Source organism: uncultured Streptococcus sp. (assembly GCF_963516515.1).
In the GTDB taxonomy this organism is placed as follows: Bacteria; Bacillota; Bacilli; order Lactobacillales; family Streptococcaceae; genus Streptococcus.
The window spans coordinates 15096-36659 of the sequence record NZ_CAUQCJ010000002.1 but is presented as its reverse complement, the minus strand read 5'-3'; the positions used below and the strand labels follow the sequence as shown (position 1 = coordinate 36659).

Annotated in this window: 20 protein-coding genes; 6 read left to right on the top strand and 14 right to left on the bottom strand. The window is 42.8% G+C overall.

Going from position 1 to position 21564, the window contains the following annotated elements; all coding sequences use genetic code 11:
• Positions 1-44 precede the first annotated feature (44 nt).
• Positions 45-1445: a dipeptidase PepV gene (gene pepV / locus RYL77_RS00810; protein WP_315009128.1), complete on the bottom strand. Its 1401-nt coding sequence runs from the start codon at positions 1443-1445 to the stop codon at positions 45-47.
• 12 nt (positions 1446-1457) lie between these two features.
• The gene (locus RYL77_RS00805) at positions 1458-2063 is read right to left on the bottom strand and encodes a nitroreductase family protein (protein ID WP_042901373.1); all 606 of its coding nucleotides are present in this window, start codon (positions 2061-2063) and stop codon (positions 1458-1460) included.
• Between the two features lie 170 nt (positions 2064-2233).
• Between RYL77_RS00805 and RYL77_RS00800 the strand changes: the two genes are divergently transcribed.
• Positions 2234-3034 carry an amino acid ABC transporter substrate-binding protein gene (locus RYL77_RS00800; protein WP_315009125.1) on the top strand — a complete coding sequence of 267 codons (801 nt, stop codon included), beginning with the start codon at positions 2234-2236 and terminating at the stop codon, positions 3032-3034.
• A 66-nt stretch (positions 3035-3100) separates the two neighbouring features.
• On the opposite strand, the gene RYL77_RS00795 is transcribed toward RYL77_RS00800, so the two are convergent.
• The 6 genes from RYL77_RS00795 to recJ form a co-directional block, all read right to left on the bottom strand.
• Positions 3101-3934 (bottom strand): metallophosphoesterase family protein, encoded by an 834-nt coding sequence (locus tag RYL77_RS00795; protein ID WP_315009123.1) that lies wholly within the window; start codon positions 3932-3934, stop codon positions 3101-3103.
• The gene (gene uvrC, locus RYL77_RS00790) at positions 3924-5771 is read right to left on the bottom strand and encodes an excinuclease ABC subunit UvrC (protein ID WP_315009121.1); all 1848 of its coding nucleotides are present in this window, start codon (positions 5769-5771) and stop codon (positions 3924-3926) included. The genes RYL77_RS00795 and uvrC overlap by 11 nt, the downstream gene beginning before the upstream one ends.
• A gap of 38 nt (positions 5772-5809) precedes the next feature.
• Entirely contained in the window at positions 5810-6511 is a 702-nt protein-coding gene (locus tag RYL77_RS00785; RefSeq protein WP_315009119.1) for a M57 family metalloprotease, read from the bottom strand.
• Positions 6512-6573: 62 nt separating this feature from the next.
• Entirely contained in the window at positions 6574-7353 is a 780-nt protein-coding gene (locus RYL77_RS00780) for an alpha/beta hydrolase family protein (protein ID WP_315009117.1), read from the bottom strand.
• Between the two features lie 67 nt (positions 7354-7420).
• Positions 7421-9082 (bottom strand): ribonuclease J, encoded by a 1662-nt coding sequence (locus RYL77_RS00775; protein ID WP_315009115.1) that lies wholly within the window; start codon positions 9080-9082, stop codon positions 7421-7423.
• Positions 9083-9370: 288 nt separating this feature from the next.
• On the bottom strand, positions 9371-11593 hold the full coding sequence (gene recJ, locus RYL77_RS00770; protein WP_315009113.1) for a single-stranded-DNA-specific exonuclease RecJ: 2223 nt from the start codon (positions 11591-11593) through the stop codon (positions 9371-9373).
• Positions 11594-11769: 176 nt separating this feature from the next.
• On the opposite strand from recJ, the gene RYL77_RS00765 reads away from it, so the two are divergent.
• The 5 genes from RYL77_RS00765 to RYL77_RS00745 all read left to right on the top strand — a co-directional run bounded on the left by RYL77_RS00765 (position 11770) and on the right by RYL77_RS00745 (position 16028).
• Positions 11770-12528: an amino acid ABC transporter ATP-binding protein gene (locus RYL77_RS00765; protein ID WP_112445076.1), complete on the top strand. Its 759-nt coding sequence runs from the start codon at positions 11770-11772 to the stop codon at positions 12526-12528.
• A 10-nt stretch (positions 12529-12538) separates the two neighbouring features.
• Positions 12539-13333, top strand: coding sequence for a transporter substrate-binding domain-containing protein (locus tag RYL77_RS00760; protein ID WP_315009110.1), 795 nt, complete (start codon positions 12539-12541; stop codon positions 13331-13333).
• A 12-nt stretch (positions 13334-13345) separates the two neighbouring features.
• Positions 13346-14023 carry an amino acid ABC transporter permease gene (locus tag RYL77_RS00755; RefSeq protein ID WP_315009108.1) on the top strand — a complete coding sequence of 226 codons (678 nt, stop codon included), beginning with the start codon at positions 13346-13348 and terminating at the stop codon, positions 14021-14023.
• A gap of 9 nt (positions 14024-14032) precedes the next feature.
• A complete protein-coding gene (locus RYL77_RS00750) occupies positions 14033-14692 on the top strand; it encodes an amino acid ABC transporter permease (RefSeq protein ID WP_315009107.1) in 660 nt (219 codons plus the stop codon).
• Between the two features lie 145 nt (positions 14693-14837).
• The gene (locus RYL77_RS00745; protein ID WP_315009106.1) at positions 14838-16028 is read left to right on the top strand and encodes an oxidoreductase; all 1191 of its coding nucleotides are present in this window, start codon (positions 14838-14840) and stop codon (positions 16026-16028) included.
• 95 nt (positions 16029-16123) lie between these two features.
• Here RYL77_RS00745 and RYL77_RS00740 read toward each other — a convergent pair whose 3' ends face one another.
• From RYL77_RS00740 to cysE, 6 genes are all read right to left on the bottom strand, one after another.
• Positions 16124-17254: a sn-glycerol-3-phosphate ABC transporter ATP-binding protein UgpC gene (locus tag RYL77_RS00740; RefSeq protein ID WP_315009104.1), complete on the bottom strand. Its 1131-nt coding sequence runs from the start codon at positions 17252-17254 to the stop codon at positions 16124-16126.
• Positions 17255-17366: 112 nt separating this feature from the next.
• Positions 17367-18236, bottom strand: a complete 870-nt coding sequence (locus RYL77_RS00735; protein WP_315009102.1) for a PucR family transcriptional regulator — start codon at positions 18234-18236, stop codon at positions 17367-17369.
• Between the two features lie 3 nt (positions 18237-18239).
• Complete coding sequence (locus RYL77_RS00730) at positions 18240-18626, bottom strand: Mini-ribonuclease 3 (protein ID WP_315009100.1); 387 nt, start codon at positions 18624-18626, stop codon at positions 18240-18242.
• The gene (gene cysS / locus RYL77_RS00725) at positions 18619-19962 is read right to left on the bottom strand and encodes a cysteine--tRNA ligase (protein ID WP_315009098.1); all 1344 of its coding nucleotides are present in this window, start codon (positions 19960-19962) and stop codon (positions 18619-18621) included. The genes RYL77_RS00730 and cysS overlap by 8 nt, the downstream gene beginning before the upstream one ends.
• 82 nt (positions 19963-20044) lie before the next feature.
• Positions 20045-20929 carry a GNAT family N-acetyltransferase gene (locus RYL77_RS00720; RefSeq protein ID WP_315009096.1) on the bottom strand — a complete coding sequence of 295 codons (885 nt, stop codon included), beginning with the start codon at positions 20927-20929 and terminating at the stop codon, positions 20045-20047.
• An 11-nt stretch (positions 20930-20940) separates the two neighbouring features.
• Complete coding sequence (cysE, locus tag RYL77_RS00715) at positions 20941-21558, bottom strand: serine O-acetyltransferase (RefSeq protein ID WP_000539979.1); 618 nt, start codon at positions 21556-21558, stop codon at positions 20941-20943.
• Between the last annotated feature and the right edge of the window lie 6 nt (positions 21559-21564).

The window sequence follows — 21564 nt, the reverse complement described above, 5'->3', positions numbered from 1 at the left end:
CTCCAAAAAGAAGTCCAAGCATAAAATCTCAGACTTCTATCGTTTTATTTGATCAATTCATAAATAGCTTCGGCATAGATTGCTGCTGCTCGGAAGAGATCGTCTAAGGCGATAAATTCATTGGCTTGGTGCATAGTGTCAATTGAGTCTGGGAACATGGCACCGTAGGCAACTCCGCGTTCCAGCAAGCGACCGAAGGTACCACCACCGATGACTTGTTCATGACCTTGTAGTCCTGTTTGTTTTTCATAGACATTCAACAAAGTTTGCACAAGTGGATCTTCCATTGGCACATAGTGAGGCGTGTGACCGTGTTCAGAAAGGCTAACAGAAGCAACTGGCAAGTTTTCAAGGATTGACTTGATCTGCTCTGGACTTGTTCCTTTTGGATAGCGGATATTAAGGGCAATCGTATTGTCAGCACTTGTTTCATCGAAGCGGAAGACACCGGCATTCATAGAAAGGGCACCCATCTTTTCATCTACATGAGCAATCTTGAGATTTTCACCCTCATGGTCGTTCAAGAGAATCTTACCAGCGATATCTAGGTAGTCTTTTGCAGGTCCTGCAAAGTTAAACTGGCTGAGGAAGAGGGCAAGGTAAGTCGCACCATTGACACCTGAAGCAGGCATGGCACCATGGGCTGATTTACCAATGATGGTCACCTTATATTGACCAGCTTCTTCTTGGATTTCTCCTCTGAGTTTATGTTCTGCAACAAAGGCATCTAGTTTAGCCTGCAAGTCAGCCAAGTCACCTGAAACAACTGCTGTTGCTGACTCAGGTACCATGTTTTCACGTAAGCCACCTGTAAAGCTGTGAAGACGGGCAACACCTGTATTTTCACCTGCAAAGTGGAGGTATTCCGTGATATTCCCTTTTTCACCATTGATGATAGGGAATTCAGCGTCTGGAGAGAAACCAAAGTCTGGCTTGGCAAGTCCTACGTGCTCGAAGTAGTAGTCCATGTCTGCCCAGCCTGATTCTTCGTCTGTTCCAACGATGAAGCGAACTTTCTTAGAAGTTGGAAGACCCAATTCTTTGATGATTTTCAAACCATAGTAACAAGCTGTTGTAGGTCCCTTGTCGTCCGAAGCTCCACGCGCATAAAGGCGACCGTCTTTGATAGTTGGTGTGTAAGGATCTGTGTCCCAACCGCTACCAGCTGGCACCACGTCCATGTGGGCAAAGATTCCAAGAACTTCTTCTCCTTCTCCAAACTCGAAATGTCCTGCGTAGTTATCGACATTCTTAGTTGGGTAGCCATCACGGTCTGCGATTTCAAGGAATTTTTCCAAGGCCTTTACTGGACCAGGTCCAAATGGATGTTCAGCATCCGCCTTGCTGTCATCACGTTCTGAGTTGATTTCCAAAAGGCTAAACAAGTCAGCCAAGAGGTCTTCTTTGCGTTTTTCTACTTCTGCTGTAAAATCAATTGCTTTCATTTTTTCTTCTTTCTATCTTTTCTCGATGATTTCATCTACTGGCAAGCGGTAGCTTGGTTCCAATTTTTCATCTGTGTAACCCACTGTAATCAAGAGTTCTGGACGGAAACGGTCTTCGATATCCAAAACTTCGTTGGCTTTTGATTTATCAAACCCAAGGATCAAATTCGATCCAATTCCTTGATCTGTCAATGCAAGAACCAAATTCATGGCAACCAAACCTGCATTGAGAGCTAGGTAGTCACTGACCTGTTGTTCATTGTAGCGGGCAAACTCAGCTGGCAAATTTTTCATGAAGTATTGAAGTTGTTCTTCTGAGAAATTATTAGCACCACCAACTCGGGCAATCTTACGGGCACGTTTAGCCAAATCTGTGTCTGTAAACAAGGCAATAGTTACAGGCGCTGATGATACCTGTTCAAAGTTTGAACCGTAAGCCAATTTTGCTAGTTCAGCATTTTTCTCACGTACTACCACAAATTTCCATGGCTGGCTGTTGTGGGCACTTGGTGCCAAGGTTGCAATTTCGATAGCCGTACGCACATCTTTTGGATCAACAGGCTTATCAGTGAAATGCTTAGTCGCATGACGTTTTTTATTTAATTCAAGAAATTTCATAATCGATTTCCTTTTCTAATTCTACTGCTTCCATTCTACCATAATTTGAAAGAGCTTGCAGGGATTTTTCATGATTAAGATTTTTTATCACAGCCATAAAAAATATATATTGGTTCATCAGGACAGTTTCTGATAAACTAGCAGATAACTTACATTTGAATGGAGACATTATGAAAAAATTTAGCCTATTACTAGCCATCCTCCCATTTTTGGTTGCCTGTGGAAATCAAGCTACACCTAAAGAGACTAACTCCCAAAAGACAATCGTCATTGCTACAGCTGGCGATGTGCCGCCATTTGACTACGAAGATAAGGGCAATCTAACAGGATTCGATATCGAAGTTCTGAAAGCAGTGGATGAAAAACTCAGCGACTACGAGATTCAATTCCAAAGAACTGCCTGGGAGAGCATCTTCCCAGGACTTGATTCTGGTCACTATCAGGCTGCAGCCAATAACTTGAGTTACACAAAAGAGCGTGCTGAAAAATACCTTTACTCACTTCCAATTTCGAACAATCCCCTCGTCCTTGTCAGCAACAAGAAAAATCCTCTGACTTCACTTGACCAAATCGCTGGCAAAACAACTCAAGAGGATACTGGAACTTCAAACGCTCAATTCATCAATAACTGGAATCAAAAACACACTGACAATCCCGCTACTATCGATTTTTCTGGCGAGGATATCGGTAAACGAATCCTAGACCTCTCTAACGGTGAATTTGATTTCCTAGTCTTTGACAAGGTATCCGTTCAAAAGATCATCAAGGACCGTGGCTTAGACCTCTCAGTCGTTGATTTACCTTCTGCCGATAGCCCCAACAACTATATCGTTTTCTCAAGCGACCAAAAAGAGTTTAAAGAGAAATTTGATAAAGCGCTCAAAGAACTCTATCAAGACGGAACACTTGAAAAACTTAGCAATACTTATCTAGGTGGTTCTTATCTCCCAGATAAATCTCAATTACAGTAAGATATATAAAAGCGATTGGACCAGCCAATCGCTTTTTTAGTTTGCATTGGTTATTTTAGGAAACTCTTACAAAAAATCAAAAAAATTCTTCACATCTTCTACATACCCATGCTTTTCTATTAAGCTTGCTAATAGTTCCAGATTGTGCCCCTGATAGTTGTCTTCTCTTCGTAGTTCTTCATACATTTCGATAAAGGGAAGTCCCTTGGACTTGGCCAGTTCTAACTCCGCTTCATAAGCATAAGCGACTTTACGAAATTGGATATTGACCAATTCCCCATCTTCAACTTCTATCACGGCATACTGGGCACGGTGATTTTTTAACGCCTCCCAATTAAAATAGGGCATACCAATCGACCCTGGATTGATGATTTGTTGCCCTTGACTGCCGTAACGAAGCAACTGCTTGTGAACATGACCATAGACTGCCACGTCCGTTTCCTCATCTAGCAGTTGGTCAAATTTTTCTGTATCATTCCCAACCAGTAGATCCCCACCATAGTTTTTGTCAGGTAAATTATGTGAGAGAGAAAAACGCAGTCCCTCAACTTCTTTCTTTTCCAGCAAAGGCAAGCTTCGTAGCCAGACAATCGTTGCAGGATTCATTCGCTCCATCAAAAACTGGGTCATGCGCATTGACTGGATTTCTTGCGGATCTTCCAAACCATATTCGCCATCCAAGGCCTCAAGGACACAATCATCCCAATTGCCTCGAACACTTGCTGTTATAGGAAGTTCCTTCAGCAGAGCGACCAGATCATTTGCACCTGGACCAGGAAGAAAAATATCTCCCAGAAGCCAGTATTCACTGACTCCTTGATTTTTAGCATCTGCAATAACTGCTTCTAGTGCAGTTACATTCCCATGAATATCTGATAAAATTGCGATTTTATGTTTCATTGTGGTTTCCTTCCGTTTGGTAATCTACTTGTTCTTCCGCCACTTGAAGTAAGGCTTCTGCTTCCTGCGGATTCAACTTCCTCTGAACTGCTTCTGCGACCGCTCTTGGCACCCCAACTTCGACAATTTCATCCACACTGGCTTCCTTGATTTTAGTTAAAGACTTAAAATGCTTCATAAGATTTTGCTTGCGTTTAGGCCCCAATCCTTCAATTCCATCCAGTTGTGATGAAAAGGAATTTTTGGAGCGCAGTTGGCGGTGGAAGGTGATGGCAAAGCGGTGGACCTCATCTTGGATGCGTTGGAGAAGGAAAAATTCCTGAGAATTGCGAGACAATTCCACCACCTCAAGTGGATCTCCAAAGAGCAATTCATGGGTTTGATGCTTATCATTCTTTTGCAAACCTGCAATTGGAATATCCAAGCCCAGCTCCTCTTGAATGACCTGCTTGGCAATATTGACTTGACCTTGCCCCCCATCAATGACAATCAAATCTGGCGGAGTCAAAGCCTCACGTTGTACTCGGCCATAACGTCTGCGAATGACTTCTCTCATACTGGCATAGTCGTCTGGCCCAACGACAGTCTTGATTTTATACTTACGATAATCTTTTTTACTCGGTTTGCCATTGACAAAGACCACCATAGCCGAAACAGGACTGGTACCCATGATGTTGGAGTTATCGAAGGACTCAATGCGGATTGGGGTGGGAATTTGGAGCAAGCGTCCCAGATTTTCAATAGCCCCTTGGGTCTTTTCGACAGATTTCTCTAGCAGGTTGAATTTCTGCTCCAGACTGACTCGGGCATTTTTTATAGCTAGATTGACCAGCTGTTTTTTCTCTCCACGCTGGGGTTTGAGAATCTTGGTATCCACCAAGGCCTTGACGGCTTCTTCATCAATATCCTGCGGAATCAGTACCTCATTGGGCACCAGGTGGGATTTTTCTTGATAAAATTGTCCCACATAGGTTAGAAAATCCTCATCCGGATCATTGTAATAGGGAAAAAGATTGACATCGCGCTCAATAAGTTTGCCCTGACGAACAAAGAAAACCTGAACACACATCCAGCCCTTATCGACATAGTAACCGAAGACATCCCGATTTTGGAGATCCTTAGCCATGACCCGTTGCTTGGTTCGAAGCGTTCCAATGGCCTGAATTAGGTCACGGTATTCCGCTGCACGCTCAAATTCCATAGTCTGAGCTGCCGCTGCCATTTTCCCCTTGAGGTCATCGATGATTTTGTCATCCTGCCCTTTTAGGAAATCAGAAACCTCCTGAGCCATGGACTTGAAATAGGCCTCATCCTTCTTACAGATGGTGTGGGCCATACATTGGCCTATATGGTAATAAAAACAAACCTTAGAAGGAGGATTGGTACACTTGCGAAAAGGAAAAATCCGATCCAGTAGCCGCTTGATTTCATTAGCCGCCCCCACATCTGGATAGGGACCAAAATAAAGACCTCCATCTTTTTTGACCTGACGGGTGATAATCAAACGAGGATAGCGTTCATTGGTGATTTTGATGAAAGGATAAGACTTATCATCCTTGAGCATGATATTGTACTTGGGCTTGTTTTCCTTAATCAGGTTGATTTCTAGGAGAAGTGCCTCAATATTGGACTCCGTAACGATAAATTCAAAATCTACAATTTCAGATACCAGAGCCTCTGTCTTAGTATCATGACTTCCACGGAAATAAGACCTCACGCGATTACGCAGATTTTTAGCCTTTCCTACATAGATAATGGTACCATTTTTATCCTTGTGAATGTAGCAACCAGGGCTGCTCGGCAGGAGCTCTAGTTTTGATTTAATCAAGTTATTCATAGTTCCATTATAGCAAAAAAGTAGGGAAAGATAGTCCCCTACTCATTGGTCTCATATAATTTTCGAAGTCTTTCAACATCCTCTTCCTGAATACCATAAAAGAAACCTGCAGGTTGCATGACAGACTTTTCATCTGTATGGTCCAAGCCAATCGCATGACCCAACTCATGTTCTGCCGTATGGACAATGCGCTCATAGGAATAGCCATAGTCTGGATTGGACAGATAATAGTGATTCAGGCGCACCGTTACAGACAAGAATTGCCCCGTCAAGAGATTGGTCTGACTTTCCGCCTCTCCTGCCACAGGAGTGCTTCCGTCATTCATCTCAGTAGCCAAGATATCCGCTTTGCCGGACTCAGTCACAATTTCAAAGTTAAAAGCACCAGTTTGATTCCAATTCTGGATTGCTTCTAAATAAGCTTCTTGAAAGCGTGAATCCATCTGGGGATCCAAGTAAATACGAGCAGAAGCCTGTGGCCATCTTCCTTCAGAATGCTGGTGGCTATCTGTCTGGTTCAACTTAGGCAGTTGCCCTGTTCTTTCCCATTGGTCGATACTTTGTTGACCAATTTTTACTGACCGCTCTGCTTGCTTTAGCGCTCCTTGAAAATCCCCGTTCAGATACCAGAGAAATCCAAAAGCAAGAGTGCATAAAAGAAAAACAATCCAAACCAGGCGCCAAAACAAACGCCACACAAAAGAAAAGAAAGCTCCTATCAAACGAAAAAGCCAGCGCATGTCCCTCCACCTTTCTAGAAAATAAAGACTATTTTACTAAAAGAAGCTGAAAGAAAACTAAATTATGACAATCTCTCTTCTAATTTAAAATCAATCGGTAGGGTTGCTAAGAACCGTTCCAATTGTTTTTCCCAATAGTACCACTCATGAGTTCCAGCGCTATGGCTATAGGTCACATCAAAGCCCAGTCCTTTAAGATTTTTCACTGCTAGATTATTGGCTTCGTACAAGAAATCCTGCTCGCCACACCAAGCCCAAAGCTTGGTTTTTTTATCCGATTTTTTAGCCAAACTTTCAAGAGAATAAGGACTAGCTGTCCAATCTTTTATCTCCCCAAACACTCCTCTCCAATAAGCCGGTGTTCCCAGATTTTGGCTTTCAGGAGAAAAATCTTGAAAGCTAAGGGCACCTGAAAAACTAGCTGCATGAGAGAAACGATTTGTAGCAAGAGCCAATTTAAAGCAGCCATAGCCCCCCATAGAGAGACCAGCGATAAAGGTCTTTTCACGCTTACTAGTCATATTAGGGAAGAAGCGTTTCAGGACCTGTGGCAATTCCTCTGCTAGAGCTGTGTAATAGTCGAAACCATACTGGGTATCGGTGTACCAACCGTTGCTGGTATTGGGCATGACGACGATAAGGTTAGTTTCGCGAAGCAAACGTTCCACATTGGTCCGCTTAAGCCAACTATTATGATTACCAGACATCCCGTGCAAGAGGTACAAGACGGGGATATCTTTACATTCTGGTTCTTCCACTCGATTGGCATCGGGGTAAAGAACATTCACCCCCCACTCCATATCCAAGACTTGTGAGTAATACTCGATTTTCATTACTGCCATAATTTTTTCCTCTATTTTTCTATAAGAAAAAGCCGAAATTCGACTTTCTCTCTGTTTATTTCAACGATTATTTTACTTCCATAACTACTGGTAAAATAGCTGGACGACGCTTGGTTTGGTCAAAGAGGTACTTGGTCAGATTATCACGAACCTTCCCTTTGAGATCTGCCCAGTCAAAGTCATCGCCTTGAAGATAGTCTTCTACCGTTTGGTTAATCAATTCTGAACTTTCACGGAGAATATCGCGACTCTTCTTGAGATAAACAAATCCGCGCGTATGAACACGAGCCTTGGCCACAATTTTCTTCTCACGACGATTAACGGTAATTGCTACGATGAAAATACCGTCCTCTGACAAGACCTTACGGTCACGAAGAACCACATTGCCAACATCACCGATGGCATTCCCGTCAATCAAGACATCCCCTGCCGAAACCGCTCCAGCTGGGACAAAATCTCCATTCTCATAAGCCATGCTGGTTCCCTTTTTAGGGATGAAAATACGTTCTGGCAACATACCTACTGCCATCGCAGCCTTAGCATGAGCATCTAACTCACGGTATTCCCCTTGAATTGGGAAGAGATACTTAGGTTGCAAGAGATTGATCATCAACTGCAAATCACGCGCATTGCCGTGGCCTGACACACGCAAGCTTTGAGTGATCAGTTTGACAACTCCACCAGCTTGGTAAATCATGTTTTCCACACGCGCCATGACTGCTTCCTTGGCGATAGACGGAGTCGTTACGATATAAACTAGGTCACCGTCCTTGATTTCCACATAACGGTGGCGACCAATCGACATCTTACGAAGACCATTAATTGGCTCACCCATACGGCCCGTCTCAAGGATAATCAACTCATGGTCTTCAAAACGAGACATATCTTTTGGCTTAATCAAAAGGCTCTCGTTAGCAAGAGACAATTTCTTAAGGCGAATAGCAGTACGGACGATATTTTCAATATCAAATCCTGTCAAGACCACACGACGACCTGTTGCATCCGCAGCGTCAAATACCTGCTGGATACGAGAGAGGTTGCTGGCTACCGCCGCAACGATGATACGACCATCCCAGTCTGCAATAGTTTGAGTGATTTCATCCCCAACTTCACTTTCGCTAGCCACCTGAATATTGCTATCCGCATTGGCTGAATCACTGAGCAGAGCTAAAACTCCGTCACGACCGATTTCTGCCAAACGAGCGAAGTCTGTCGCATAGGATTCACTAGCTGTCTGGTCAAATTTGAAGTCACCTGTATAAACGATACTACCTTCAGCTGTCTTCAAGACAACACCCAGACTTTCTGGGATAGAGTGGGTCGTACGGAAGAAGGACACCACAGTCCCTCCAAAATCAATCTCCGAATCCTCATTAATGACATGAAAATCATTGAATTTCTTAACCGTATCATTTCCTTTGACAAAGAGTTTGGCCAACTCAATGGTCAACTCAGAGCCAAATACAGGTACCTTGGCTTCAGCCAAGAGATAAGGCAGAGCACCAATGGCATCTGCATGTCCATGGGTCAAGAAAACGCCAGCGATACGGTCGCTATTTTCAAAAAGGTAGTCCATGTTTGGAATAACGACGTCCACCCCTAGTTGTTCATTTTCAGGATATTTCAGACCTGCATCCAAAACGAAAATAGACCCATCGATTTCAGCGATATACATATTTTTCCCGTTTTCACGTACACCACCAAGTGTTGTTAAACTGATATTACTCATTTTTCCTCCGAAAGCTTAATTTATCTTGATTATAGAGTTACTTGCCCTCTTATTCTAAAAGTACTATTACTTTTATACTCTTCGAAAATCAGATTCAAACCACGTCAGCTTCCATCTGCAATCTCAAAACAGTGTTTTGAGCAAGCTGCGGCTAGCTTCCTAGTTTGCTCTCTGATTTTCATTGAGTATTAGCCGAATCTTTTCCTACCATTATACCATTTTTTTAATGATTTTCAAAATGAAGATTTGTTTTCAAAAAAGAGCTGGTTGCCCAACTCTTTCCTACGTCTATTCTTTTTCCATTAAAAAGTCATAAATTTCTTGCACCGTACCCAGTGCCATCATTTCTTGGTCTTTGACGGTTTGTTTGAGATTTTGGTAAATCTGACTTTCTCCGATTTCCCGCTTTGGTGCCTCTTTATTGACTGTCATGACCCCATCTTTGATTGTCACAAAGCCTAGCTCTTCAAATACTTGAATCATCTTGACCAGCAAGATTTGTTGAATATTGAGATAAGTAGCCAAATCTTTCAGCTTATAGCGAATATCAAACTCTGGAAACTGGTAAATGGTCTTGTACAATTTAGCAAACTGCTCTCTAGTCCCATAACCTGTTAGATAGTAGGCCTTGTCAATATCATTTTTGAAATAAACGGCAGAGAAATTCTGTTCCTGAAAAATGCTCTTCAGCAGGGTAATATCCTCAGGAATGGTTTTTACGACAACAGCTTCACTATTTACTAGACTCGGTAATTCTCCAGCAAAATCCAAGACTGGAACTCCTTCTGGCAAGACTGCATTCTTCCCGCGGATGTTAAAAAGTTGAACACCCTCCACACGCGCATCCACCATCATCAACTGCAGGGCAGTTTGACCATTCCATTGATTGACAGACAATTTGACTGCCAGCTCTAGATTCTTGGTTTGAGAAAACTCTGTTGCCCATCTGCCTTGGCCAAAGGCTACCACTTCAAAACTCGCCTCACCCTTGGAAATTTTCAGCTTGAGATGGGCATTGCCTGCTCCCATAGTACGGGCACTTTCGACCTGAAAATCCTTAATATAAAAGACAGGTTTCTGATTGTCCATTCCAAAAGGTGCCAAGCGCTCAAAGTTCTTGACTGTTTCAAGACTCAAAGTCTCCAAATCCAGCTCTTCATCTAGATTTAACTTGTTCTTGCCAGCAGCACCTGTACCTTTTTCACGGACATAATCTTCCAAAACCTGAGATAAATCTGAGAGTTTCTCCACTTCCAGTGTCATTCCTGCTGCGCCAGCATGACCGCCAAATGCGATAAAGAGGTCTCGATGAGGATCCAGAGCTTCAAAAATATCGACCGCTTCCACACTACGAGCACTACCCTTGGCACGACCGTCCTCTATATTGAGAACGATGACCGTCTGTCCTAGTTCTTCCAACAAACGACCAGCCACGATTCCTAGAACCCCAGGATTCCAGCCTTCCTTGGCCAAGACTTGGACCTTCTTTTCAGGATCCACCATGGTCTTGGCTTCTTCATAGATAGACTGGACGATTTCCTTGCGCTCTTCGTTTTTCTGATGAATCATAAGGGCAATCTCGTGCGCTTCCTCTTCATCAAACCCAGTCAGCAAATCAATGGCTGGATTAGGATCATCCAAGCGCCCCAAGGCATTCAAACGAGGGGCAATCTGGAAACCAACTGTCTCTTCTGTCACTTCATTGGCAGCAATCCCAGCCATGTCTAGCATTTTTTGTAGACCAATACGCTGAGTATGTCCCAACATTTCCAGACCATACTGAACCAAGATACGGTTTTCATCCGTCAGACTCACCATATCCGCAATAGTTCCAATAGCGACCAAATCAAGTAATTCCACTTGCACTTCTTCTAACAGAGCACAAGCCAACTTGAAAGCCACTCCGCAACCAGCCAAATATTTGAAAGGATAGTCCGCATCCGGATGTTCAGGATGGACAATAGCATAGGCATCTGGTAAGGTTTCAGGCATGGAATGGTGATCTGTCACAATGACATCCACTCCCATAGACTGGGCTAGTTCAATGGCCTCATGACCAGCAACCCCATTATCCACCGTCACAATCAAGGAAATTCCTTCTTGCTCGATAAAATATTTGTAAACACTGGCATTAGGTCCATAACCATCAGTAAAACGATTGGGCAAGTAAACACGGCACTCAGCACCAAGCTGTTCCAAACTTTCCTTCACAATCGAAGCCGAAGTCATACCATCCGCATCGTAGTCTCCATAAACGAGAATATTTTCCCCTTCTTCAATGGCCTGACGAATCCGTTCCACTGCCTTGTCCATATCATGGAGTAGATAAGGGTCATGCAAGTCCTCCAAGGAAGGTTCTAAAAACTTCTTCAGACTTTCTTGGTCCTGAATCCCTCTTTCAAATAATAACCGAGCCACCTCAGGACCCAGTCCAGCCTTCTTGGCTATCTTTGTAAAATCCGCATCTTCTACCTGCGGGGCAAATTGCCATTCATAAGTAGGTGTTATCAAAAAGACATCCACTCTTTCTAAGAATTCTATTGCTTCATTATAACATGATTTAGGCTTTTTCTCTATCCAGATTGCCTTTTTATAAAATTTTAGTGAATTTTTTCAGATATGATTTGACAAGGCAATTCTTTTGGTGTAAAATCATGTTATAAAATCTAACACAAAGGAGATTCCTTATGGCTTTAGTAGAATTTGAACACGTCGAAAAATATTACGGAGATTACCATGCACTCCGCAACATCAATCTCCGTTTTGAAAAAGGGCAAGTCGTTGTACTCCTAGGCCCTTCTGGTTCTGGGAAGTCCACTCTTATCCGTACCATCAATGGTTTGGAGGCTGTAGACAAAGGAAGTCTTCTAGTAAATGGTCACCAAGTTGCTGGTGCCAGCCAGAAAGATTTGGTACCGCTTCGCAAGGAAGTAGGCATGGTTTTCCAACATTTTAACCTCTATCCGCATAAAACAGTGTTAGAAAACGTAACACTAGCACCCATAAAAGTTCTAGGAATTGATAAAAAAGAAGCTGAAAAAACAGCTCAAAAATATCTGGAATTTGTAAATATGTGGGACAAGAAAGATTCTTATCCAGCCATGCTATCTGGTGGACAAAAACAACGGATTGCCATCGCACGTGGACTCGCTATGCATCCTGAACTCCTCCTCTTTGATGAGCCAACATCTGCCCTTGACCCTGAAACCATCGGCGATGTTCTGGCAGTTATGCAAAAATTGGCCCACGATGGTATGAATATGATTGTCGTTACCCATGAAATGGGCTTTGCCCGTGAAGTTGCCGACCGCATCATCTTTATGGCTGACGGAGAAGTTTTGGTAGATACGACAGATGTCGATGACTTTTTCGACAATCCAAGCGAACCTCGTGCCCAACAATTCCTCAGCAAAATCATCAACCATGAAAGTGACAAAGTCAAATAAGGAGGCGCCTATGAAAAAGAAATTCTTTTTATCCGCATTATTGATTAGCCTTTTCAGCCTTGCTGCTGCAAAACCAGTCCAGGCTGATACCAGCGTCGCAGATATTCAAAAAAGAGGCGAACTGGTTGTCGGTGTCAAACAAGATGTTCCCAATTTTGGCTACAAGGATCCCAAGACAGGGACCTATTCTGGTATCGAAACTGACCTGGCCAAGATGGTAGCTGATGAGCTCAAGGTCAAGATTCGCTATGTGCCTGTTACCGCACAAACTCGTGGACCACTTCTAGACAATGAACAGGTCGATATGGATATCGCGACCTTTACCATCACAGACGAACGCAAAAAACTCTACAACTTCACCAGCCCCTACTACACAGATGCTTCTGGCTTTTTGGTCAATAAGTCTGCCAAAATCAAAAGCATTGAGGACCTAAACGGAAAAACCATCGGTGTTGCCCAAGGTTCCATTACCCAACGCCTAATTACCGAACTGGGTAAAAAGAAAGGTCTAACCTTTAAATTCGTCGAACTTGGTTCCTACCCAGAATTGATTACTTCCCTACACGCTCACCGTATTGATGCCTTTTCCGTTGACCGCTCGATTCTGTCTGGCTACATCAGCAAACGCACAGTACTACTAGATGATAGTTTCAAGCCATCTGACTACGGTATCGTTACCAAGAAATCAAACACTGAACTCAACGACTATCTTGATAACTTGGTCACTAAATGGAGCAAGGATGGTAGTTTACAAAAACTTTATGACCGTTACAAGCTCAAACCATCTAGCCATTCCGCAGAATAAGGAGGACACCCCATGACAGATTTATCATCTTGGACAGCCTATTTTCAGGATTTTGGACAATTTTTCAATGGTTTCCTCTTCACTCTTGCCCTAGCGATTGGATCCTTTATCCTAGCCATGATTTTAGGCATCTTCTTCGGAGCCATGTCAACCAGTAAACGTCCGATATTGAGAATTTTGGCTCGCATATTTGTGGAGTTTTATCAAAATACTCCCCTCTTGGTGCAGTTTGTCATCGTTTTTTATGGTCTACCTCTAATCAGTGACCATATCATCATGATTCCGATTTATTGGACAGCTGTTCTCTGCGTAGGACTCTATCACGGAGCCTATATCGCTGAGGTGATTCGCTCAGGTATTCAGTCTATTCCTAGCGGTCAGATGGAGGCCGCCTTGTCGCAAGGCTTTACCTATATCAGTGCCATGCGCTTGATTATCTTGCCTCAGGCCTTCCGTATCATTATCCCTCCTTTGACCAATCAAATCGTTAACCTCATCAAAAACACCTCGACAGTCGCTATCATTTCTGGAGTGGACTTGATGTTTGTAACCAAATCTTGGTCGGCTCTTAACGGAAACTATATCCCAGCCTTTCTAGGCGCTGCCCTGCTCTACTTCTCTCTTTGCTTTCCTGTTGCCCAGTTTGGTCGCAAGATGGAGCAAGCCAACAAAAAAGCCTATTCACTTTAGGAGGTTACTATGGAATCCATTTTAGAAGTTTTGACCCCAGATAACCTAGTCTTTATCTTTAAAGGATTTGGCTTGACCCTCTACATTTCTCTGATTGCCATCGTCCTCTCTACCCTTATCGGTACAGTGCTAGCTGTCATGAGAAATGGGAAAAATCCTATCTTGCGCATCATTTCCAGCATTTACATCGAGTTTGTGCGTAACGTTCCCAACCTCCTCTGGATTTTCACTATCTTTTTAGTTTTCAAGATGAAATCCACTCCAGCAGGTATTACTGCCTTTACCCTCTTTACATCAGCAGCCCTAGCTGAGATTATCCGAGGTGGCCTCAATGCCGTGGACAAGGGACAGTACGAAGCAGGAATGTCGCAAGGATTTACCTCAGCCCAAATCCTCTACCACATCGTTCTCCCACAGGCAATTCGTAAAATGTTGCCAGCCATCATTTCTCAGTTTGTAACCGTGATTAAGGATACCAGTCTTCTCTACTCTGTTATCGCCCTGCAAGAACTCTTTGGAGCCAGTCAAATTCTCATGGGCCGTTATTTCGAACCAGAGCAGGTCTTTAGTCTTTATATCCTGATTGCCCTCATCTACTTCAGCTTCAACCTAATCATTTCTAGCCTATCTCATATGCTAGCAAAACGTTGGCAACAAGCTGCAGAATAAACAATCACTCTCCAGTTCAATTGGAGAGTTTTTTGATGAGAGTAGAGCATATTTATAGACCTCAATTTGACACTATACTTTTTCTATGATAAAATGTAACAAATTTATTTACAACAAATCAAATCTAAATGAAATGGAATTTTTTATGAAATCACTCAAAGGACTACTCTTTATCATAGCTAGTTTTGCCTTGACTATTTTGACTTGGATGAACACTTCTCCCCAATTCATGATTCCAGGACTAGCTTTAACAAGCCTATCTCTGACTTTTATCCTAGCCACTCGTCTCCCACTACTAGAAAACTGGTTTCACGGTTTGGAGAAGGTCTACACCGTACACAAATTTACAGCCTTTCTCTCCATCATCCTACTAATCTTTCATAACTTTAGTATGGGCGGTTTGTGGGGCTCTCGCTTAGCCGCTCAGTTTGGCAATCTTGCTCTCTATATCTTTGTCAGTATCATCCTTGTCGCCTATTTAGGCAAATACATCCAATACGAAGCTTGGCGCTGGATTCACCGCCTGGTTTACCTGGCCTATATTTTTGGACTCTTTCACGTCTACATGATGATAGGCAATCGTCTCCTTACATTTAATCTTCTAAGTTTTCTTGTTGGTAGCTATGCCCTTTTAGGCTTACTAGCTGGTTTTTACATCATCTTCCTTTATCAAAAGATTTCCTTTCCCTATCTAGGGAAAATTACCAATCTCAAACGCTTAAATCACGATACTATAGAAATTCAAATCCATCTTAGCAGACCTTTCAACTATCAATCAGGACAATTTGCCTTTCTAAAGATTTTCCAAGAAGGCTTTGAAAGTGCTCCACATCCCTTTTCTATCTCAGGAGGTCATGGTCAAACTCTCTACTTTACTGTCAAAAATTCAGGCGACCATACCAAGAATATCTATGACAATCTTCAAGTCGGTAGCAAAGTAAGCGTAGACAGAGCTTACGGACACATGATTATAGAAGAAGGACGAGAAAATCAGTTTTGGATTGCTGGAGGTATTGGGATTACCCCCTTCATCTCTTACATCCGTGAACATCCTATTTTAGATAAACAGGTTCACTTCTACTATAGCTTCCGTGGAGAGGAAAATGCAGTTTATCTAGATTTGCTTCGTGACTATGCTCAGAAAAATCCTAATTTTGAACTCCATCTAGTAGACAGTAGGAAAGACGGCTATCTTCATTTTGAGCAAGAAGAAGTACCCGAACATGCAAGCGTCTATATGTGTGGTCCTCTTTCTATGATGAAGGCAATCGCCAAGCAAATTAAAAAACAAAATCCAAAAGCAGAGCTTATTTACGAAGGATTCAAGTTTAAATAACCAACCACATTCTCCTGGAATTTACCTGGAGTTTTTTCTACTCAATCGCCAAAAAACACCGCCAGATTTCTAGCAGTGTTTTGATTTTCTTTATCTTAGTAAACTGTTCTTTCAGTTTCTACATCGAAGAAGTGTGCTTTGTTCAAGTCAAATCCAAGTTCAACTGTTGCACCTGTTTGCAAGTAGTCACGAGCATCAACTTTAGCAACGAATTCGTCTTTACCAACTTGGCAGTAAAGGTGAGATTCTGAACCAAGCAATTCTGATACAGAGATAGTAGCTTTTACAACTGAATCTGGGAATGTTTCAAGGAATGCTTCTTCTGCATTCACGTCTTCTGGACGGATACCGAAGATCAATTCTTTACCTTCGTAACCTTTTTCACGAAGAACTTTCAAAGCTCCTTCTGGAACTTTCAAACGGAAACCGTCTGAAACAATTTCGCTACCAACCAATTTCACATTGATGAAGTTCATAGCTGGGCTTCCGATGAATCCTGCTACGAATTTGTTAACTGGGTTTTTGTAAACTTCTTGAGGAGTACCGATTTGTTCTACACGTCCGATAGTACCTGTACCAGCAGGGTTCTTAGTTGCTGACATGATAACGATACGGTCTGCAAGTGTCATCGCTTCTGTTTGGTCGTGAGTTACATAGATAGTTGTAGCTCCGATACGACGGTGGATTTTAGCGATTTCAGCACGCATTGATACACGAAGTTTAGCATCCAAGTTTGACAAAGGTTCGTCCATCAAGAATACTTTTGCATCACGGACAATGGCACGACCCATGGCAACACGTTGACGTTGACCACCTGAAAGGTCAGCAGGTTTACGTTCCAAGAATTCTTTCAATCCAAGGATTTCAGCTGCTTCTTGCACACGTTTGTCAATGTCTTCTTTGCTGTATTTACGCAATTTCAAACCGAAAGCCATGTTGTCATAAACAGTCATGTGTGGGTAAAGAGCGTAGTTTTGGAATACCATGGCGATGTCACGGTCTTTTGGAGCCACGTCGTTGACAACCACGCCATCGATAGAGGCAGTACCTTCTGTGATGTCTTCAAGACCTGCAATCATACGGAGAGTAGTTGATTTACCACATCCTGAAGGTCCTACGAAAACGATGAACTCTTTGTCTTTGATGTTCAAGTTGAAATCTTCAACTGAATAGTGTTCGCTGTTTGGATATTTTTTGTAAATATTTTTAAGATTTAATTCTACCATGAGGTGAACTCCTTTTGTCTTTTGATAGTTTTATTATATATGAAAACGCTTAACTTTTCTATGGCAAGGTGACCAAAAAAATAAAAAAGTTCTGTGCAACTTGCACAAAACTTTAGAGAATATCTGGTAAAATCAACTGATAACACAAGGTCAGGTCGGTCAATTCCTTCAACTGAAGCCCAGTCAATTCTTCCCATTTATCAATCTTGTATTGGAGAGAATTACGGTGCAGGTAGAGTTGCTGGGCTGTTTTAGTGAGAACGGCACTATTTTCCCAAAGAGAGAGAATGATTTCCTGAATCTGATCCTGATCCAAAATCATCTGGTGCAAGCATTCTTTGATTACTCTCAGGTCCACAAGTCTTGCTCCCATACTCCACAAATAGAGTTGTGAGAAGGTATGAACACCTTGGTGCCCCTGACGCCACCAAGTCTTGAACAAGTCGCGCTCAGCTTTGATTAAGTCTGATAGGGTTTGATTTCCCGTCTGAGACCAAACCTGTCCTAACATGATAGACAGACGTAGTCCAAAGTCATACTCAACCGCTTCAATCGTATCACTTAAAATAGCTCGTACAGAGGTGTACTTATCTTGTTGAAGCACGAAAACATAGTCCTGAGCTCCGACCTGAAGCACCGCCTGACAGTTCGGAAAAAGAGTCCGCATCATATCTAGCCAAGAAGCTAGATTTTCCTGCTGAAAATAGGAAAGATGGCAATAAACCAACTGAATCTTTTTAAAAGCTTGTGGTACCTGTCCCTTCCCCTCAATCAGATAGGAATACCAAGGATTGAGCGAACGAGCCTGCTCTTGCTGAGTCAAAAGAGCAACCAACTGCTTTTCACGCTCACTGAGCCCAGCTTCATTCAGCAAAATCCACTGCTGAGAAGCTAAAGGAAGAGTTAAGTAACCCTCTTTCTCTACTGGTTGGTCTAAAATCTGAGCCTCAGGAAACCAGTCTTGTAGTTCTTTTGCCATCATGCCCTAGCCCTCCACTTTTTGGATGCACCATGAAATCAAGCTCTCAAGACGTTCCAGATTTTCAGTCATATGGAGATAGCCCATCACAGCTTCAAAACCTGTAGACATGCGGTAAGTCACCACATCGGCATTTTTAGCCTTTGTATGGCTATTGGTATTGCGGCCACGTTTGTAGATTTCTTCTTCTTTTTCCGTCAGAACTTTCTCATCCAACATAAGGGAAATCAGATGAGCCTGAGCCTTGGCTGACACATACTTGGTTGCCTCTTGGTGGAGTTTATTGGGCTTGGTCATGCCTTTGAGAATGAGATGGCGGCGAATATACATAGAATACACTGCATCTCCCTCAAAAGCTAGCGCAATCCCGTTAATGAGATTGACATCAATCACGTGTCCACCTCACTCCATCCTTGGTGTCGAGGAGCTTAATTCCTTGAGCAGCCAATTGGTCACGGATTTGGTCCGCTGTCGCGAAGTCACGATTGGCACGCGCTTCTTGGCGTTTCTGAATCAAGACTTCGATATCTGCATCCAAAACTTCCTCAACAAAGACAATTCCAAAGACTTCTAACATATTCGCAAGAGCCTGCTTAACACTTGCATCATAGTTGCCAGAGTTAATCCACTTGGCCATTTCAAAGACAACTGTAATACCATTAGCAGAGTTAAAATCTTCATCCATTGCAGCCACAAACTTATCTTTAAAGGCCTGTAACTCTTGAATATCTACAGTCCCAGAAAATGGTTGCTCGTAAGTATTTTTGAGATACTTGAGATTTGTCTCAGCGTCTCGCACTGCTTTTTCCGTAAAGTTGATTGGTTTACGGTAATGCTGAGTCGCAAAGAAGAATCGAAGTACTTGCCCATCAAGGGTTTTAAGAGCGTCGTGAACTGTAATAAAGTTCCCCAAGGACTTGGACATCTTGACATTATCGATATTGACAAAACCATTGTGCATCCAGTAATTGGCAAAAGTCTTGCCTGTTTTGGCTTCTGACTGGGCAATTTCATTGGTATGGTGAGGAAACTCGAGATCGGCTCCACCACCGTGGATATCAATGGTATCTCCCAAAATCTCTGTCGACATGACCGAACACTCGATATGCCAGCCTGGACGACCAGGTCCCCAAGGACTGTCCCAAGAAATCTCGCCAGGTTTAGCAGCTTTCCATAGTGCAAAGTCTACAGGATTTTCCTTGCGAGCTGTTTCTTCATCAGTACGACCTGATGCACCTAGCTCCAAATCTTCCAAGGTTTTATTGGCTAATTTGGCATAGTTGTGGGATTTTTCTACACGGAAGTAGACATCCCCTTGACTCTCGTAAGCAAAACCTTTCTCGATCAAGTCTTCCACAAAATGGATAATGTCAGCCATAAACTCTACCACACGCGGATGGCGAGTCGCAGGTTTGACGCCCAAGGCCGTCACATCCTCACGAAAGGCAGCGATGTACTTGTCCGCAACCTCCTGAGGCGTGATCCCTTCTTCCTTGGCACGGTTGATAATCTTATCATCCACATCCGTGAAATTGGAAATATAGGCAACCTCATAACCACGGTATTCGAAGTAACGACGAATGGTATCAAAAGCCACCGTTGAACGAGCATTCCCCACGTGGATATAGTTATATACTGTAGGCCCACAGACATACATCTTAACCTTACCGTCCTCAATCGGTATAAATTCTCGCAAATCACGAGACATGGTGTCATAGATTTTAATCATAAAATAATAGTCAGGAAAGCTAAAATCCAAGAACAGTTAGTTTCATCACTAAGAGTTCAATTAAATTTCAGTCCGAATATCTCTACACTTCGGAATCCCTTGCTCCTTTCTCATTCAGATAAACTACCTGTGTCTGTTTGACAAAGCCGATTTTTTCATACAAGCGCTTGGCACCTACGTTGCTGTCTTCTACTGCAATTTGGAACTCCTTATCATTTTGCTCAATCAGTTGATTGACTAGAGATTTTGCTAAGTAGCTTCCATAGCCTTTGCCACGTTCAAGTTTTGATATTGCCAAACCGTAGAAGTAATTCGTATTAGTCGACAAATCTACCGTGCAAGTTCCAATAACCTGACCGTCTTTTAATAAAATATATAAGTGACTTTCTGCATCCTTCAGAGCTTCAGCGATATATCTATCCACAACTTCTCTCGATTCATGTTCCTCTGAAAATGCCTGAAATTTTAACTGACTGATTTGATCCTGATAGGAACGATCTGCTAACAAAACTTCAAGATTAGAAACCTTTGCTAACGGATAAGATTTTCTATCCTTACCTAACCAAGTTTCTGTCTCTTCATCCTCAACCAATCCCCAGTTGCTGACAAAATCAGGATGACGCTCTAGAAAAATACGTTCTGTCTGAAAAGTGACTGAACGAATAGAAAAAGCAACCGTTTCTTTCTCAAAACTCGTAAACAAAGCACGCGCAATTCCTTGACGACGATGATCTGGATGAACCAGTATCGTCACTTCCACGTCTTGGTCATCAGCATAGACAGTTAAGAAACCAACAAGTTCGCCTTTTTCATAATAAAGGAAAAAGGCGGGCATGTTTGGGTCAAAATTAAGCATGTTAGAAAGATAGGGATCACGATAGGTACCATCATAGTTTTGGCAACAGTTAATTAGTTTTTTCGCCTCAGATAGCTCCTCTTGGCTTAACTTGTTTCTTGCTTGAATCATATAGCTATCCTCTACAACCCAGACGATCTGTGACTGGCTTCTTTAGCCTGCTCGAGTTTATTGACGTAGTACTCTCGTTTTTCTTCGACTTCGTGAATGACCGGTTCATCCTTCTTACCATGAACACGGACAATCTTAGCAGGAATACCGACAACCGTCACATCACTAGGTACGTCTGCCACAACAACTGCTGCTGCACCGACCTTGGCATTTTCGCCGATTTCCACTGGTCCAATGACTTGGGCATGAGCTGATATGAGAGCTCCCTTTCGCACGGTCGGATGGCGTTTACCAACATCCTTACCCGTCCCACCAAGAGTCACTCCGTGATAGAGAAGAACGCCTTTTTCAACAATCGCTGTCTCCCCAATCACCAGACCAGAGCCGTGGTCGATGAAAACACCTGAATCAATCTGAGCTCCTGGATGAATCTCAATCTGAGTCCAAAAGCGCCAGAACTGACTGTGCATACGAGCCAGGAGTTTGAAGCCATGCTTCCAGAGAAAATGCGAGAGACGGTGGGCCGCCAAGGCCTTGACACCTGGATAAGTCAGCAAAACCTCCAAAGTGGTGCGGGCCGCTGGATCATTTTCTTTTACGATATCAATGGTTTCGCGCCACCATCCCATACATTT

Excerpts from the sequence above, each read along its gene's own strand:
- pepV (WP_315009128.1), bottom strand. The coding sequence starts at position 1,445 with ATGAAAGCAATTGATTTTACAGCAGAAGTAGAAAAACGCAAAGAAGAC.
- RYL77_RS00805 (WP_042901373.1), bottom strand. The coding sequence starts at position 2,063 with ATGAAATTTCTTGAATTAAATAAAAAACGTCATGCGACTAAGCATTTC.
- RYL77_RS00800 (WP_315009125.1), top strand. The coding sequence starts at position 2,234 with ATGAAAAAATTTAGCCTATTACTAGCCATCCTCCCATTTTTGGTTGCC.
- RYL77_RS00795 (WP_315009123.1), bottom strand. The coding sequence starts at position 3,934 with ATGAAACATAAAATCGCAATTTTATCAGATATTCATGGGAATGTAACT.
- uvrC (WP_315009121.1), bottom strand. The coding sequence starts at position 5,771 with ATGAATAACTTGATTAAATCAAAACTAGAGCTCCTGCCGAGCAGCCCT.
- RYL77_RS00785 (WP_315009119.1), bottom strand. The coding sequence starts at position 6,511 with ATGCGCTGGCTTTTTCGTTTGATAGGAGCTTTCTTTTCTTTTGTGTGG.
- RYL77_RS00780 (WP_315009117.1), bottom strand. The coding sequence starts at position 7,353 with ATGGCAGTAATGAAAATCGAGTATTACTCACAAGTCTTGGATATGGAG.
- RYL77_RS00775 (WP_315009115.1), bottom strand. The coding sequence starts at position 9,082 with ATGAGTAATATCAGTTTAACAACACTTGGTGGTGTACGTGAAAACGGG.
- RYL77_RS00765 (WP_112445076.1), top strand. The coding sequence starts at position 11,770 with ATGGCTTTAGTAGAATTTGAACACGTCGAAAAATATTACGGAGATTAC.
- RYL77_RS00760 (WP_315009110.1), top strand. The coding sequence starts at position 12,539 with ATGAAAAAGAAATTCTTTTTATCCGCATTATTGATTAGCCTTTTCAGC.
- RYL77_RS00755 (WP_315009108.1), top strand. The coding sequence starts at position 13,346 with ATGACAGATTTATCATCTTGGACAGCCTATTTTCAGGATTTTGGACAA.
- RYL77_RS00750 (WP_315009107.1), top strand. The coding sequence starts at position 14,033 with ATGGAATCCATTTTAGAAGTTTTGACCCCAGATAACCTAGTCTTTATC.
- RYL77_RS00745 (WP_315009106.1), top strand. The coding sequence starts at position 14,838 with ATGAAATCACTCAAAGGACTACTCTTTATCATAGCTAGTTTTGCCTTG.
- RYL77_RS00740 (WP_315009104.1), bottom strand. The coding sequence starts at position 17,254 with ATGGTAGAATTAAATCTTAAAAATATTTACAAAAAATATCCAAACAGC.
- RYL77_RS00735 (WP_315009102.1), bottom strand. The coding sequence starts at position 18,236 with ATGATGGCAAAAGAACTACAAGACTGGTTTCCTGAGGCTCAGATTTTA.
- cysS (WP_315009098.1), bottom strand. The coding sequence starts at position 19,962 with ATGATTAAAATCTATGACACCATGTCTCGTGATTTGCGAGAATTTATA.
- RYL77_RS00720 (WP_315009096.1), bottom strand. The coding sequence starts at position 20,929 with ATGATTCAAGCAAGAAACAAGTTAAGCCAAGAGGAGCTATCTGAGGCG.
- cysE (WP_000539979.1), bottom strand. The coding sequence starts at position 21,558 with ATGGGATGGTGGCGCGAAACCATTGATATCGTAAAAGAAAATGATCCA.